Below are 15,525 nucleotides of genomic sequence, written 5' to 3'. Positions count from 1 at the left end.
GCTACTCTCCTTGCTCTGCTGCGGAGTTGGATGGTTCCGTGCCGTCGGCCGCGGAGTCGAGGGACGGAACGGCCCAGTCCCGGGCGACCTCCGCGGTGTCCGCACCCGGCCGGGCCGGCGGGCGGCGCAGCGCGCCGGGGGTGGCGGAGAAGCGGGGGGCGGGAGCGGGCTGGGTCACGCCGTCCGCCTCGACGTACGTCCCGCGCGCCAGCAGGTGCTCCTCGCGGGCTGCCTGGCGCATCGTCAGCACCGGCTCCACGCAGGCGTCCGAGCCGGCGAAGACGGCTTCCCACTCGGCCCTGGTCCGGGTGGCGAAGCGGGCGGCGATCAGGGTGCGCAGTTCGGTCCAGCGGGCGAGGTCGTACTGGCCGGGCGCGTCCGGGCCCAGCTCCAGCAGCCGGGCGAACTCGGCGTAGAACCGCGGCTCCAGGGCGCCGACCGCGAGGTGCCCGCCATCGGCCGCCCGGTAGATCGCGTAGAACGGGGCACCGCCGTCCAGCAGGTTGACGCCCCGGCGGTCCTGCCAGTGGCCGGCCGCGAGCAGCCCCCACAGCATGCTGCCGAGGTGCGCCGCACCGTCGACGATCGCCGCGTCGACCACCTGGCCGGCGCCGGTGGCCCGGGCGTGGTGCAGCCCGGCCAGCAGGCCGACGACCAGGTAGAGCGAGCCGCCCGCGTAGTCGCCGAGCAGGTTCGCCGGGATTCCGGGCGGCGCCTCGGCCCCTCCCGGCGAGGCGACCATCCCGAGCACCCCGGCCACCGCCGCGTAGCCGAGGTCGTGCCCGGCGGTGGCGGCCCGCGGGCCGTACTGCCCCCAACCGGTCATCCGCCCGTACACCAGCGCCGGATTGCGCGCCAGACACGCCTCGGGCCCCACCCCGAGCCGCTCCGCCACCCCCGGCCGGTAGCCCTCGATCAACAGGTCGGCCCGCTCGACCAGGTCCAGCACCAGCCCAGGCCCCTCGGGCGACTTGAGGTCGACCAGCACCGACCGCTTGTTCCGGTTGCTCAGGTCGTGCGCCGGATCCGTCCCGAGCGGCGACGGCTCCGGCCGGTCCACCCGCACCACGTCCGCCCCGAGATCGCCCAACAGCATGGCCGCGAACGGCCCCGGCCCGATTCCCGCGAGCTCGACGACCCGCACACCCGCCAACGGCCCCGGACCACCCGCACGGCCCGCCGGACTGCTCGTGTCACCCACTGGCTGCAGAACCCTTCGGGGTTTGACAGTAAAGCTGTAACACTCGCGATGATAGGCAAGCGACCCGCCGGTAACAAGACCTCGCCCACCCCCGATCCCCCGCCACGAACCCGCGACGGACTCCGACGAACCCGACCACACCCCGTGCCAATGGCACCACGGAGGGTGCGTCGGTGCACTGACGGAGCGGGCCTGTACGGTCGTCATGTCGCAGATGGCGCACGAACCATCTGTACAGCTGGGGAGGATTGCACACACATGGTCAGCCCGTACTTCACCACCGGCCCGGTGGCCCCGGCCACGGACCCGATGCCGAGCACCACCAAGAAGTCGCCGTACGCGCCTCCGGCGCCGGCCGACAACGGCAACACCGTGCCGCCCCTCCCGCTCCTCCCGCCGGACAGGCCCACCACCCAGCTGGACACCCCGTACGAACTCACCGCCTCCGCCGGGCTGGCCCGGCAGATCGCCACCGACCTCGACAACGCCAACGCCAAGGCGGGGCCCGGTTCGCACAGCCTCACCGAGTACGCGAGCACCGCGTCGACCAGGATCCGCGGCTTCTCCTTCGGCAGCGCCCTCACCACCGCCACCGAGCGGTGGCTGCAGCAGAGCAAGACCCTGCACGACAAGGTCGACAACGCCGCCACCAGCCTGGACCGGACCCGCGAGTACTACCACGGCAACGAAATCACGACGGTCGCCGACCTGAACGCGGCCCGCTGACCAGGACAGGGGGAACAAACGGATGGTTTCCTTCAAGGAACTGCACGAGGCCGACTTCTCCGGCGTCTCCGACGCGGCCGAAGCATGGGCCGGGGTCGCCAAGGCCCTCACTTCCCTGGACGGCCGGGTCACCAAGGACCTCACCAGCACCGCCCAGCGGGCGGGTTGGAAGGGCGATGCCGCCGACGAGGCGACCAAGGTGATGCAGGGCATCGACGGGGACTTCAAGCAGGCCTCGGCCGTCGCCACCGCCCTCGCCCTCGCCCTCGCCGCGATCATGAAGACCGCGGCCAAGGACTTCGCCGCCGCCCGCCGCGACCTCGACACCGCCCTCCACGACGCGCAGACCCAGGACCTGACCGTCTCCGCCGACGGTACGGTCAGCTGGAGCCTGCCGAAGGGCGCCAGGAACGACCCGGACAGCGACAAGTTGGCGAAGGACCTGGACGCCAAGGCCAAGGCCAAGGCCATATCGGAGCGCCTGGCCAAGGCCGTCGAGAAGGCCACCACCGCCGACCAGCGCGCCACCGTCGACCTCCAGAGCGACATCGGCACCAGCACCACCGCCTTCAACCCCACGCCGGGCGGCGGTGGCCCGGTCGCCGACGCCAAGCGGGCCACCGACCTGACGTCCAAGGGCGGCAGCCTCTCCGACGACCAGCTCAAGCAGTTGCAGACCCTGCTGGCCGCCAACGCGGAGAACAAGGACTTCTCCACCACGCTGCTCAACGGCCTCAACTACGGTGGCAAGACCGGTCCGGAGGCCCTGCTGGAGTACTCCAAGGTCTACGGCGACCTCGCCCACGGCAACCACAATGCCAAGGGCTACCAGGACGTCTACGGCGGCCTGTCCGTGGCCCTCGCCACCGCCACCCGCGACGGCGGCATGGGCAAGGACTGGGAGGACGGCCTCCTCGCGGCCGCCCGCCGCCCGGGCGGCTCCGCGGCGGGGTGGAACGACAACTACCCGGCGCTGACGACTCTCATGGGAGGCGGCGGCAAGTACGACAAGGCGTTCCTGGTCAAGGTCGGCAACGACCAACTGGAAAGCCAAGATGGACTACCACTACATCGGCACGCTCGCGAACATGCTGCCGGGCACGGACTGGCTGCCAGTGGGGGACATCGCCCAACGCTACGTCGACGTCGCCACGTCCGACTGGGCGAACAAGGTCAACGCAGCGATCGACACCAAGGCGCAAGGCGACCTCAGCAGCCTCTACACCACGGGACAGTCGCAAATGCAGGTCATGCTCCAGCGGAAGGCCGCCGACATGGGCGTGCCAAGTCGTGATGTCCTGCTCGACCAACTGACCGACTCGGCCAATGTCCACTACTACACATCGATCACCCAGGCCCACAACGCAGCCTTTGGGAAGGGGTGACCCGGTGACGGGACGACAGCACGGAACGCCCTCCGACGGGACGGCCGAGGGGATCGGTGCGGCACTCGAGCGGCGCGGGTTCACCACGCGGGCGCTGCGGGCGCGGGCGGCGGTCGTTGGGGTGGCGCTGGCGGTGGTCGCGGCCGGGGTGGGGGCGTTCCTCGTAGGCAACCTGAGCAATGCCTTCGGGCCGGGCAGCGTCTGTGAGGGGGCGGTGAGCGCCGACGCGCTGCACGATGCGCTCGGGCCGGGCACGGTCGGTGAGCAGAAGTACGGCGACGGGAGCCTGCGCAGCGGCACCGCGTTCTGCACGGCGACGGTGAGTTACGGAGTGTTCGGGAACGAGCGGTCGGTCACGGTGGAACTCCGCAAGGACACCGGCCTCTCCATCCTGGCGGACAACGCGGACGAGGCGGAGGCCCGGATGTTCGGCGCTTCGGCCAACGGCGGCGCGGCCGGCGCGGCCTTCGACCACCGGGCGTGGGCGCTGCTCCCCGAGGACTGCGGCAGCGGGCTGCGGGTCGCGGTCCGATCCGGTGGCAGCGACAGGCCAGGCGCCCGGAAGCTCGCCGGACTCGCCGTGTCGGCTGCCAACCGCGTCGCGATGCAGCGGGCCTGCGGAAAGGCGCCGATGCCAGCACCCCGGGAGCTGTCCGAGGCGGGGAAGGAGCACGACCTGGACCGCAACGCCGTCTGCGGTCTACCCGGGCTCACCCTCGCCGAAGCCCCCGGGAGTACCGGTCTCCGGGAGACCGTGACCACCGCCACCGATCCCTTGTGGGCCTGCCGCATCCACTCGACCGGGGACCCGACGTCCTCGGCCGCCTTCACCATCGGCACCGAGCCGCGGCTGCTGACCGTGGGCGCCCCGAAGGACGAGCCGGGGCTCGGCCGGGCCCGTTGGGTGGAACCCGGCGAGATGGTGACGACCTGCCACGGCAAGCCCGCCTACTTCCGAATGAGTTGGGACGGCATCCAGAAGCTCGTCCCCGACAGCGACGAGACCTGGAAGCAGTTCCTCACCGCCGGGGGCAGGGCGATCGGATGCGAGCCGATCGTGTAGGGACGGAAAATGGGGCGGGCGAATGTCGGCGTAATGGTCTATCGTGCGAGCGATCCATTACGTACGACATCGGGGGAAGCAGCATGACCACCGCTGAGCAGGCCGTCGTCACCGGACGCACGATCGTCGCCGTTTCCGAGCGGCTGGTGTTGACGCGGCCGCAGGAGGGGGATGCCGAGGCGATGTTCGCGATCCACGGGGATCCGGAGACCAACCGGTACAACCCGGACGGGCCGCAGCGGGACATCGCGCAGGCGCGGGAGCAGTTGGCCGGGTTCGTGGCGGACTGGCCGCGGGACGGGGTCGGGTACTGCATGGTGTCGACCCGGGAGGAGCCGGAGGTCGTCATCGGGGTCGCCGGGCTGTTCCTGCACAGCCTGGACGGGGAGCCGGTGTTCAACCTGTACTACCGGTTCCGGCCGTCCGCCTGGGGCAAGGGCTACGCGGCGGAGGCGTGCCGGGCGGCGATGGCGGAGGCGCTGCCGCGATTCCCGGGGATCCCGGTGACGGCGTTGATCCGGGAGGACAACCTGCCCTCGCGCCGGCTCGCCGGGCGGCTCGGGCTGGTGGCGGACCCGGACGGGCGGGTGGACCATGAGGACCGCCTGATCCACCGGATGGCGTGAACGGCAGGGCCGGGGATCCCCCGCCGGAGGGAGGGGGTTCGCCCCCACGGCGGAGGCCGCGGGCCGGGTCCGGAGGCAGCCTGGGGGCATGAGGATCGACGAAGGGCGGGTACGGGCCCTCGCCGGGTGGACCGCCGTGGCGGCGACGGGACCGTACCTGACGCTCAAGGCGCTGTGGCTGACCGGGCACCCTGTGGGATCGGGCGATCCCGGGGCGATGGACGAGCTGTGGCTGGTGAACCTGCTGACCGTCGGAATGGACGCCATAGCCGCGGCCCTGGCGCTGGCCTTCGTCCGGCCCTGGGGACGACGGGCCCCGGCCGGGCTGGTGCTCTTCCCGATGTGGGTGGCGACCGGGCTGCTCGGCACCATCCTGCTGGCGCTGCCGCTGTACCTGTTGAGCAGTCTGCTCCTGGGACCGGAGCGGAACACGGGCCAGGAACCCGGCGGCGGCCTCGGCGGCTGGGTCTTCCCCGTGGTGTACGGCGGGTTCGCCGTCCAGGGGCTGGCGCTGATCACCGCCTTCGTCCTGTACGCCCGGCACCGCTGGGCCGCACTGCTGCGGGCCGGGACCGGCGACCTGCCGCGCTCCCCCACCCTGGCCGTGCAGCGCAGTCTGGCCTGCGTCGCCGCGCTGCTCGGGCTCGGTACCGCGGTGGCGCGGGCGTACTGGGCGGCGGGTGGCACGGCCGGGCTGCCGGCTGCCCTGGCACAGGACCGGTCCAGGGGTGTGGCGGTGATGGACGCCGTGACGGCGGTGATGGCGGTGGCCGCCCCCGCGGGGCTGCTGGTGCTGGTGTTCCGGCTCCGGCCTCTGAGGCCGCTGCGCGTACCGTTGTTGGTGGTCTGGACGGCTGCCGGGTCGCTGTTCGGCTGGGGCTGCTGGCAGTTGGTCGCCTTCGGCGCCACCGCGGCCGGGACGACCGGCCCGCTGGCCCTGGTCCAGGCCGCACAGGTGCTGACCGCGGTGCTGGTGCTGGCCGCCGGCGCGGTGGCGCTGGTCGAACGGGCGGCCGCGGCGCGCGGCGCTGTCGTAGAGTCACCCGGGTGGACACGGGGGGCGGCCGGATTCGGCGGGCGGGAGCGGCGTTGTTCGGGCGGCGGGCCCGACTGCGCTGGGTGCACCTAGTGCTGGGTGGCGCGCTGCTCATGCCGTACTACCTGCTGTCGGTGGTGGCGCTCGGAGCGCTCAATCCCGACCAGGGGGAGGTGCGCCGAGTCCTGTTGCAGTTCCTCGCGTTGTTCACCTCGCTGCCGATGGCCGCGGTCACCGCCCTGGTGCCGACCGTCCGGGGGCTGGAAGGGGCGGCCGCCCGGGCGCTGTGCGCGGTGGCACGGCCGGAGGAGCTGGCCACCGGGCCGGCCCGGTCCTGGGCGGCCCGTCGGCGTACCGCGCTCTGGTTCGTGCTGCACCTGTTCTCCGGCGGGGTGGTCGCCGGGATGACGCTGGCCGGGGTGCCGTTCGCGGTGGTGCTGCTGTTCGGCTTCGTAGGGAGTGAGGAACTCGCCAGGTTCTGGACGGACCGCTTCCCCGGCTGGATGCTCACCGGCCCGGCGCTGGGCCTCGCCCTGCTGCTGCTGATCGTCGGGACCAGTGCCGCCTGCGGCGCACTGCTGGCCCGCTGGGCGCCCGTCCTGCTCGGTCCCACTCCGGAGGAGCGGCTGGCCGCCGCCGAGCGGCGGGCCACCGTACTCGCCCAGCGCAACCGGCTGGCCCGCGAGCTGCACGACTCGGTCGGGCACGCGCTGAGCGCGGTCGGCATCCAGGCTTCGGCGGCCGCCCGGGTGCTGCGCACCGACCCGGACTTCGCCGCCGAGGCGCTGCGGGCGATCGAGGAGACCGCCCGCGGGGCCGTCGCCGAACTGGACACCGTGCTCGGGCTGTTGCGCGAGGAGGAGGACGCCGCCGCCGGAGCGGCCGGGCCCACCCTGGCCGGGCTGGACGACCTGCTGCGCCAACTCGCCCGCACCGGCGTGACGGTGGACGCCGAGCTGGCGCCCGGCCTGGGGGCACTGCCGGCCGAGGTCTCCCGCGAGGCGTACCGCATCGTGCAGGAGGGACTGACCAACGTGCTGCGGCACGCCGGGCCCGCCCCGGCCGGACTGCGGGTCGCGCTCGACGCCGACCGGCTGGAGATCGAACTGACCAACCCGCTGGGCCCGGCCCGCCCGAGCCGCCCCGGCGGCGGGCGCGGGCTTCGTGGGATCGGGGAACGCGCGACGGCCCTGCACGGCGGCAGCGCCGTGGGGCCGAGCGAGGACGGAACGACGTGGCGGCTGGCTGTGTGGCTGCCGGTGGGAGGGACCGCGGGATGAGCACCGAACACGACACCGAACAGGACCGCGCACGGGACAGCGCACAGGGCACCGAACAGGACAGTGGGCACCGGACCGACGGGAGCGGTGCCATCCGGGTGGTGATCGCGGACGACGAACGGCTGGTCCGGATGGGCCTGCGGGTGGTGATCGACGCCGAGCCCGACCTCTCCGTGGTCGGCGAGGCCTCCGACGGCGCCGAGGTCGTCCCGCTGGTGCGCGAACTGCGCCCGGACGTGGTGCTGATGGACGTCCGGATGCCCGGCATCGACGGCATCCGGGCCACCGAACAGCTGGTCGGCGGGATGGCCGAGCCGCCGAGGATCCTGGTGGTCACCACCTTCGAGCACGACGACCACGTGTACGACGCGCTGCGCGCGGGCGCGGCCGGGTTCCTGCTGAAGCGGGCGCGGGCGGAGGAGATGGTCCAGGCGGTGCGACTGGTGGCGCGCGGGGACTCGCTGCTGTTCCCGGCGGCCGTACGCGAACTCGCGCTGCGGCACGGCGCGGGCGGCCGGCGGGAGGCCGCCCCGAACCGTGGGCCGATCGGGCGGCTGACCGAGCGGGAGGGTCAGGTGCTGCGGCTGATGGCCACCGGACTGAACAACGGTGAGATCGCGCGGCAGTTGGTGGTGAGCCAGGAGACGGTGAAGACCCATGTCGGCAGCGTGCTGGCAAAGCTGGGCGCCCGGGACCGCACCCAGGCGGTGATCGCGGCGTACGAGTCGGGGTTCGTGCTCCCGGGCTGAACCCGCGGCCGCCCGGCGGTCCGCGGGTCCGGAACGCGGATTCCGATCTCCCGGGCGCAGCACGTAGAGTACGAACTTCCGATCAACTGTCCGATACCTCCCGTATCGCCTGGAACGAACTGGTGGCCGCATGACCGTCCGGACCCGCCCGGCGCTGTGGTGGCGCGCGGGCATCGTGCTCTCGGCGGGCCTCGGCCTGGTCCTCGGCGAGTCCTCGCTGGTCTACTTCACCGTGCAGAGCAACGTCATCGTGCTCGGCTACTTCATCGGCGCGGTGTACTGGATGGCCGAGCGCGACACCGTGGACGCGCCCGCGCCCCGGCTGCGCGGGGCCGCCACGCTGTACATCCTGATCACCGGGCTGGTCTCGCACATCCTGCTCCAGCACGGCGCCAACCCGCTGCCCGGACTGGTCAGCGGGCCGGACCGGCTGGCGCACTGGTCGTCCTTCTTCCTGCACTACGTCACGCCGGTGATGGTGCTGGTCGACTGGCTGGTGCTGAAGCCGCGCAACGCGGCGGCCTGGAAGGACATCCCGCTCTGGCTGGCCTTCCCGCTCGGCTACGCGGCGGTCGTGCTCGCCCGCAACGCCCTGTTCGACGACTTCCCGACGCCCTACCCGTACTTCTTCTTCGACCCGACCAGCAAGGGCTACGGCTACGTCTGGGGCCAGATCGCCCAGCTGACCGTCGAGTTCGTCGTGCTCGGCGCCCTCGTGGTCGGGCTGGACCGGCTGGGCACGCTGGTCGCGGGCACGGCCCGCCGGGCGCTCGCCGAGGAGGCGCAGGACTCACCGGACGACCACGACGCCCAGGCCGCCCAGCTCGCCCAAGGCGCCCAGGACGACCACGGGGCCCGTGGCGCACAGGACTCGCAGCACTAGCTACATCGGATCCACCGCCCTCAGTCCGCCGTCCAGCTCCAGCCACCTGGTCAGCCCAAGGCCGCGCAGGAACGGCAGGTCGTGGCTGACCACGACCAGCGCCCCCCGGTAGGCGGCCAGCGCCTGGGTGAGCTGCCGAACGCTGGCGAGGTCCAGGTTGTTGGTCGGCTCGTCGAGCAGCAGCAGCTGCGGTGGCGGGTCGGCCAACAGCAGGGCGGCCAGCGTCGCCCGGAACCGCTCGCCGCCGGACAGCGTGCCGGTCGGCTGGTCGGCCCGGCCGCCGCGGAACAGGAAACGGGCCAGCCGGGCGCGGACGGCGTTGTCCCCGGCGCCCGGGGCGAACAGCTTGACGTTCTCCGCGACCGTCAGCTCGTCGTCCAGCAGGTCGAGCCGCTGCGGCAGGTGGCGCAGCGGCACCTGGGTGGTGACCATGCCGTCCAGCGGGGCGAGTTCGCCCGCGATGGTGCGCAGCAACGTGGTCTTGCCGGAACCGTTGCGGCCGACCAGGGCGATCCGCTCGGGGCCGCGCAGGTCGAGGTCGACGGTGACGCCCTCGGGCAGCCCGGGCAGCCCCGGCAGCCGGACCTTCTGCAGGGTGAGCACCCCGCGCCCGGCCGGCACGGCGGTGCGCGGCAGGTCGACCCGGATCTCGGCGTCGTCGCGCACCGCCTCCTCGGCCGCGGTGAGCCGCGCCCTGGCCTCCTCCAGGCGCTCGGTGTGCATGCCGGTGAGCCGGCCCGCCGTCTCCTGGCCCTTGCGTTTGAGCATTCCGGCGAAGATGTGCGGGTCGTTGCGGGTGACCGAGCGCTTCCGGCCGTAGCTGGCGCTGCGCTCCAACTTGCTGCGGGCGTCGACCAAGTCCCGCTTCTGGCGCTGGACCTCGGCCTCGGCGTTGCGCAGCAGCCGTTCGGCCGTCTCCTGCTGGGCTGCGAGGGTGCGCTCGTAGTCGTCGAAGTTGCCGCCGTACCAGGTGACTTCGCCGTCCCGGAGGTCGGCGATCTGGTCGACGTGCCGCAGCAGCTCGCGGTCGTGGCTGACGATCACCATGACGCCGTGCCAGCCGGCCACCGCCTCGTAGAGCCGCTCGCGGGCGGCCCGGTCGAGGTTGTTGGTGGGCTCGTCGAGCAGCAGCACGTCGGGGCGGCGCAGCAGCAGGGCGGCCAGTCGCAGCAGCACCGCCTCGCCGCCGGAGAGTTCGCCGGTGGTGCGGTCGAGGCCGAGCCGGTGCAGGCCGAGCCGGTCGAGGGTGGCGCGGGCGCGCTCCTCGACGTCCCAGTCGTCGCCGACGGCGTCGAAGTGCCGCTGGTCGGTGTCGCCGGACTCGATGGCGTGCAGGGCCTCGCGGGCGGCCCGGATGCCGAGCGCCTCGTCGACCCGCAGGCCGGTGTCGAGTGTCAGCCCCTGGGGCAGGTAGCCGAGTTCGCCCGCGATCCGGACGGTGCCGCCGGTGGGGGTGAGCTCGCCGGCGAGCAGCCGCAGCAGGGTGGACTTCCCGGCGCCGTTGAGGCCGATCAGTCCGGTGCGGCCGGGGCCGACGGCGAGGTGGAATCCGTCCAGGACGGACTTGCCGTCGGGCCACTCGAACGCGAGGTCGGTGCAGAGGACGGCGGTGGTGGGTTGTGCCATGCAAGGCCTCCCGGGTGGTTGCTGAAGGAACGAGGAGCAACACGGGGAGACACCGCGGGTGCGGAACCGGAACGGCCGAGGGACAGGGCGGCGCTAAGGGGCGCCACGGGGCCGTGACTGAGGTCGCACACTCGCGCACCACGCGGCAGGAGCAGGGCCTGGCGTGGCGGGGCGGTGTCCCGGGACCTCAGTAGATCAACGGCCTTCTCCTTGTCTGGCGGATGACACGGACCACGCTAGGCGGGCCGGTGGACGGGGGCAACCGATTTGTTCGGCCTTGCCGCCGGGGCCGTTTCCTCCCCCCGGCGAAGGCCCGGTGCCGATCCCGTGCCGATCCGGTGACAGCCTCCGTCCCGGCCAGGGGCGGATGTAAGGAGTTCCTCATCCGCATGGCAGACTCCTCACCTGCCATACCTGCGGCCCGAAGGCCGTACCCGAGGAACAGGGCGTATGGCGGTAGTCAACAGGGGGATTTGAACTCATGTCACCGATATCCCGGCCGAGCCGTGCCGTCCTCGGCGCTTCCGTCGCCGCGCTGACCATGGTGGTCGCCACCGGTTGCGGGCCGGACAACAGTGACCCGGCCGGTGCCCAGAGCACGGCTCCGACGGTCGCGGCCTCCGCCTCCGGGAAGCCGGGCGCCGCGCCGCTCAAGCTGCCGACGGTCCAGGAGCTGAAGACCTGGAAGCTGGAGGACTGGGACAAGTGGGCCCAGGCCAACGTGATCACCCCGGCGGTCAAGGGCTACTGGACCCTGCAGAAGCTGCTCAACGCCAAGCCGAAGCCGCTGCCGCAGGCGCCGGGCCAGGCCCCGACGCAGGACCCGGCCCAGCCGACCGCGCAGCCGACCGGCGCGGCCCCGGCCCAGCCCACCGCCGCCCAGCCGCCGACCGGGCCGGGTGACCTGCCCGCGGTCGTCGCGGCGAAGCCGGTGGCGCACCCGTTCCCGAAGAACACGCACGTCAACGGCAAGATCTTCTTCAAGGACGGCAACGACGACTACGTGTGCTCCGGCACCGTCGTCTCGGACCCGGCCAACCCGGGCAAGAGCAACCTGGTGTGGACCGCGAGCCACTGCCTGCACGGCGGCAAGGGCAACAAGTACTACACCGACATCACCTTCGCCCCGGCCTTCAACAGCAACGGCGTGCTGAGCAACGGCAACAAGCAGAAGTCCAAGCTGGAGGACGCCGAGCCGTACGGCGAGTGGGGCGCGACCGCCGGCATGGTCTCCCCGCAGTGGACGCAGGAGGCCGACCCGGAGAAGGGCGGCCCCTGGAGCCAGTACGACTTCGGCATCATCAAGGTCGCCAACCCGGACCCGAACGGCAAGTCGCTGGAGGAGACCGTCGGCGGCTCGGTGCCGCTGTGGTTCAACGCCCCGCGTGACCAGCTCGCCTCCGTCTCCAACTACGGCTTCCCGGAGGGCAAGCCCTTCGACGGCGTCGAGCTGGAGCACTGCGACGGCGGCAAGCCGGCCGCGAAGCCCGGTGCACCGGACCGCCCGGCGATGCTGATGATCGGCTGCAACATGACCGGCGGCAGCAGCGGCGGCGGCTGGTACGCCACCAAGGACGGCAAGCCGGCCCTGGTCAGCGACACCTCCGTCGGCAACGGCGCCAACACCTACGAGGCCGGCCCCTACCTGGAGGACGTCGCGGCGCACATGTTCGACTACTTCTCCAAGAAGGCCAAGTGACCCGATAGGCAGTGATCCACGGATCACCCCCGGGGCCGCGGCTGCCACAGCCGCGGCCCCGGGCTTTTCCGGCTCGGGGCCCGGTCCTCCTACAATCGGCCCATCATGAGCGCCACACTCGTAGTCAAGGACCTCAGCGCCGGCCACGGCGAACGCACCCTCTTCTCCGGCCTGGACCTGGTCGTTGCCCCCGGCGACGTGATCGGCCTGGTCGGCGTGAACGGCGCCGGCAAGTCGACCCTGCTGCGGCTGCTGGCCGGGCTGGACACCCCCGAGGGCGGGTCGCTGCGGCTCAGCCCGGCGAGCGCCAACGTCGGCCACCTCCCGCAGGAGCCGGAGCGGCGGGAGGGCGAGTCGGTGCGCGACTTCCTGGCCCGGCGCACCGGTGTCGCGGCCGCCCAGGCCGCACTGGACGAGGCCACCGAGGGGCTGGTCGAGGGCCGTCCGGGCGCCGACGACGCGTACGCGGCGAGCCTGGACCGCTGGCTGGACCTCGGAGGCGCCGACCTGGAGGAGCGGGCCGAGGAGGTGGCCGACTCGCTCGGCCTGAAGGTCTCCCTCGACCTGCCGATGACGGCGCTGTCCGGCGGCCAGGCCGCCCGCGCGGGCCTGGCCTCGCTGCTGCTCTCCCGTTACGACGTGTTCCTGCTCGACGAGCCCACCAACGACCTCGACCTGGACGGCCTGGAGCGGTTGGAGTCCTTCGTCAAGGGCCTGCGCGCCGGAACCGTGCTGATCAGCCACGACCGCGAGTTCCTGGCCCGCACCGTCACCAAGGTGCTGGAGCTGGACCTGCACCAGCAGCAGGTCAACCTGTACGGCGGCGGCTACGAGGCGTACCTGGAGGAGCGGGCGGTGGCCCGTCGGCACGCCCGCGAGGAGTACGACGAGTACGCCGACACCAAGGCCTCGCTGGAGGCCCGGGCGCAGATGCAGCGCAACTGGATGGAGCACGGCGTCCGCAACGCCCGCCGCAAGGGCGGCGACAACGACAAGAAGGCCCGCGCCACCCGCGCCGAGTCCACCGAGAAGCAGGCCTCCAAGGCCCGGCAGACCCAGCGGATGATCGAGCGGCTGGACGTGGTCGAGGAGCCGCGCAAGGAGTGGGAGCTGCGCATGGAGATCGCCACCGCGCCGCGCTCCGGCTCGGTGGTCGCCACCCTGCGAGCGGCCGTCGCCAAGCGCGGCGACTTCGCCTTCGGCCCGGTGGACCTGCAGATCGACTGGGCCGACCGGGTCGCCATCACGGGTGCCAACGGCGCGGGCAAGTCGACCCTGCTGGCGGCCCTGCTCGGCCGGCTCGAACTCGACGGCGGCAGCGCCGTGCTGGGCTCCGGCGTGGTGGTCGGCGAGGTGGACCAGGCGCGCGGCCTGTTCTTGGGCGGGGAGCCGCTGGCGGACGCCTTCGCGGCCGCCGTACCGGAGTTCACCGACGAGGAGGTGCGCACCCTGCTGGCCAAGTTCGGACTCAAGGCGGCGCACGTGCTGCGCCCGGCCGGCACCCTCTCCCCCGGCGAGCGCACCCGGGCCGCGCTGGCGCTGCTGCAGGCGCGCGGGGTCAACCTGCTGGTGCTGGACGAGCCCACCAACCATCTGGACCTGCCGGCGATCGAGCAGCTGGAGTCGGCGCTCGGCTCGTACACCGGCACCCTGCTGCTGGTCACCCACGACCGGCGGATGCTGGACACCGTGGCGGTGAACCGGCGGATCGAGGTCCGTGACGGCCGGGTGCACGAGCTGTAACCCTCCCCAACCCTCCCCGGCGCAGGACGGCCACTCCCGGAATTGGTCTCTACCTCTTCCCGGAGTGGCCGTCATGTGCTGTGCTGTCGGCCATGGTTGACAGCGCAGTGGCAGGGGCGTCCCACCCGACCGTCCCGCTCACCCCCATGACGGTGCCGGCCCACCAGGCCGAGGACCGCAGCAAGGCCTTCCACGACGTGATGGCGCAGCGCCGGACCGTCCGCGACTACGACAGCCACCCGATCCCGGACGGGGTGATCGAGTGGGCGGTCCGCACCGCGAGCACCGCGCCCAGCGGCGCGCACGTCCAGCCCTGGCGGTTCGTGGTGATCACCGACCCGGAGCGCAAGCGGCTGCTGCGCGAGGCGGCCGAGGCCGAGGAGCGCGAGTTCTACAGCCACCGGGCGTCCGAGGAGTGGCTGGCCGCACTGGCGCCGATCGGCACCGACTGGCACAAGCCGTTCCTGGAGGACGCGCCGGCCGTGATCGTGGTCTTCGAGGTGCACAAGGGGCCCAACTCGCCGCGCCCGTACTACACCAAGGAGTCGGTGGGGATCGCGGTCGGGCTGCTGCTGGCCTCGCTGCACCAGGCCGGACTGGCGACGCTGACCCACACGCCGAGCCCGATGCGGTTCCTCAACGAGGTGTGCGACCGCCCGGCGGAGGAGCGCGCGGCGTACGTGATCCCGGTCGGCTACCCGGCCGAGGGGGCGCGCGTGCCGGACCTGCGGCGCAAGGATCTCGACGAGGTGATGGTCCGGCTCTGAGGCGCCGGGGGCGCGCCGCCCGCACCCCCGGTCGGGAGCTCCGGTCGCGCCCCCTTCCGGATGTGGCAGGTCCGGGGCAAGGACATAATCGCGGCCATGAGCCGAGCACAGTCGCACTCCTGCGAGCCCGCCCGGGCGGCACCCGCGGGCACGGCGGCCCCGGCGGTACCGACGGAGGCGCCCGAGGCGACCACCGGACGGCCGCCCGAACTGCTGCGGCTGCCCGGCGGCCTGCGGTTGCACCGCCGTCGCAGCGCCCACGCCCCGGCGCTGAACCGGGCCGTCCGCGCCAACCTGGAGCACCTGCGGCCCTGGATGGAGTGGGCGGCCGAGGCCCCCACCCGGGCCCGGACCGCCGAGCTGACCCGGGCCGGCACCGCCGCCTGGGAGGCCGGCACGGACTTCATGTACCTGGCCGACCTGGACGACGCACCCGGCCGGGTGGTCGGCGCCTTCGGCCTGCACGGGCGGATCGGCCCGGGCGCGCTGGAGATCGGCTACTGGGTCGCCGCCCGGCACGTCGGCCGCGGCATCGCCACCGCCGCGGCCGGGGCGCTGACCGAGGCCGCCCTGGCCCTGCCGGGAATCGCCCGGGTGGAGATCCGCTGCGACCAGGCGAACGGCGCCAGCGCGGCCGTCCCGCGCAAGCTCGGCTACCGGCTGGACCGGGTCACCGAGGCCGCCGCCCGGGCCCCGGGCGAGACCGGACGGCAGCTGGTGTGGGTGAAGGAGCGCTGAGGG

At 73.0% G+C, this 15,525-nt stretch carries 14 protein-coding genes; 12 read left to right on the top strand and 2 right to left on the bottom strand.

All coding sequences use genetic code 11. The features are described from left to right. Position 1: 1 nt before the first annotated feature. Positions 2-1,144, bottom strand: coding sequence for a CaiB/BaiF CoA transferase family protein (locus BOQ63_RS32940; RefSeq protein WP_030281487.1), 1,143 nt, complete (start codon positions 1,142-1,144; stop codon positions 2-4). 315 nt (positions 1,145-1,459) lie between these two features. On the opposite strand from BOQ63_RS32940, the gene BOQ63_RS32935 reads away from it, so the two are divergent. From BOQ63_RS32935 to BOQ63_RS32900, 8 genes are all read left to right on the top strand, one after another. After that, entirely contained in the window at positions 1,460-1,927 is a 468-nt protein-coding gene (locus tag BOQ63_RS32935; RefSeq protein ID WP_072655448.1) for a hypothetical protein, read from the top strand. A 22-nt stretch (positions 1,928-1,949) separates the two neighbouring features. Next, complete coding sequence (locus tag BOQ63_RS32930) at positions 1,950-3,221, top strand: hypothetical protein (RefSeq protein ID WP_072655447.1); 1,272 nt, start codon at positions 1,950-1,952, stop codon at positions 3,219-3,221. Between the two features lie 95 nt (positions 3,222-3,316). Then, positions 3,317-4,375: a hypothetical protein gene (locus tag BOQ63_RS32925; RefSeq protein WP_072655446.1), complete on the top strand. Its 1,059-nt coding sequence runs from the start codon at positions 3,317-3,319 to the stop codon at positions 4,373-4,375. An 83-nt stretch (positions 4,376-4,458) separates the two neighbouring features. Continuing rightward, positions 4,459-5,001, top strand: a complete 543-nt coding sequence (locus BOQ63_RS32920) for a GNAT family N-acetyltransferase (RefSeq protein WP_046385948.1) — start codon at positions 4,459-4,461, stop codon at positions 4,999-5,001. A gap of 88 nt (positions 5,002-5,089) precedes the next feature. Next, positions 5,090-6,130: a hypothetical protein gene (locus BOQ63_RS32915; RefSeq protein WP_050366867.1), complete on the top strand. Its 1,041-nt coding sequence runs from the start codon at positions 5,090-5,092 to the stop codon at positions 6,128-6,130. Then, positions 6,121-7,317, top strand: coding sequence for a sensor histidine kinase (locus tag BOQ63_RS32910; RefSeq protein ID WP_223886105.1), 1,197 nt, complete (start codon positions 6,121-6,123; stop codon positions 7,315-7,317). The genes BOQ63_RS32915 and BOQ63_RS32910 overlap by 10 nt, the downstream gene beginning before the upstream one ends. Beyond that, positions 7,314-8,066, top strand: coding sequence for a response regulator (locus BOQ63_RS32905; RefSeq protein ID WP_078938679.1), 753 nt, complete (start codon positions 7,314-7,316; stop codon positions 8,064-8,066). Before BOQ63_RS32910 ends, BOQ63_RS32905 begins: the two co-directional genes overlap by 4 nt. A gap of 130 nt (positions 8,067-8,196) precedes the next feature. Then, complete coding sequence (locus BOQ63_RS32900) at positions 8,197-8,949, top strand: Pr6Pr family membrane protein (RefSeq protein ID WP_167344930.1); 753 nt, start codon at positions 8,197-8,199, stop codon at positions 8,947-8,949. On the opposite strand, the gene BOQ63_RS32895 is transcribed toward BOQ63_RS32900, so the two are convergent. Beyond that, positions 8,950-10,575 carry an ABC-F family ATP-binding cassette domain-containing protein gene (locus tag BOQ63_RS32895; RefSeq protein ID WP_030281506.1) on the bottom strand — a complete coding sequence of 542 codons (1,626 nt, stop codon included), beginning with the start codon at positions 10,573-10,575 and terminating at the stop codon, positions 8,950-8,952. Positions 10,576-11,056: 481 nt separating this feature from the next. Here BOQ63_RS32895 and BOQ63_RS32890 point away from each other — a divergent pair, with 481 nt between their 5' ends. The 4 genes from BOQ63_RS32890 to BOQ63_RS32875 all read left to right on the top strand — a co-directional run bounded on the left by BOQ63_RS32890 (position 11,057) and on the right by BOQ63_RS32875 (position 15,522). Beyond that, positions 11,057-12,274, top strand: coding sequence for a trypsin-like serine peptidase (locus BOQ63_RS32890; protein WP_191093609.1), 1,218 nt, complete (start codon positions 11,057-11,059; stop codon positions 12,272-12,274). Between the two features lie 105 nt (positions 12,275-12,379). Continuing rightward, the gene (locus BOQ63_RS32885; protein WP_030281509.1) at positions 12,380-14,017 is read left to right on the top strand and encodes an ABC-F family ATP-binding cassette domain-containing protein; all 1,638 of its coding nucleotides are present in this window, start codon (positions 12,380-12,382) and stop codon (positions 14,015-14,017) included. 92 nt (positions 14,018-14,109) lie between these two features. Next, positions 14,110-14,784 carry a nitroreductase family protein gene (locus BOQ63_RS32880; RefSeq protein WP_030281512.1) on the top strand — a complete coding sequence of 225 codons (675 nt, stop codon included), beginning with the start codon at positions 14,110-14,112 and terminating at the stop codon, positions 14,782-14,784. 96 nt (positions 14,785-14,880) lie between these two features. Continuing rightward, positions 14,881-15,522: a GNAT family N-acetyltransferase gene (locus BOQ63_RS32875; protein WP_191093608.1), complete on the top strand. Its 642-nt coding sequence runs from the start codon at positions 14,881-14,883 to the stop codon at positions 15,520-15,522. The last annotated feature ends 3 nt before the right edge of the window (positions 15,523-15,525 follow it).

The organism is Streptomyces viridifaciens (genome assembly GCF_001888885.2).
Lineage (GTDB): Bacteria > Actinomycetota > Actinomycetes > Streptomycetales > Streptomycetaceae > Kitasatospora > Kitasatospora aureofaciens.
Note: the sequence above shows the minus strand (reverse complement) of the source record. Positions and strands in the feature narration are given on the sequence as shown.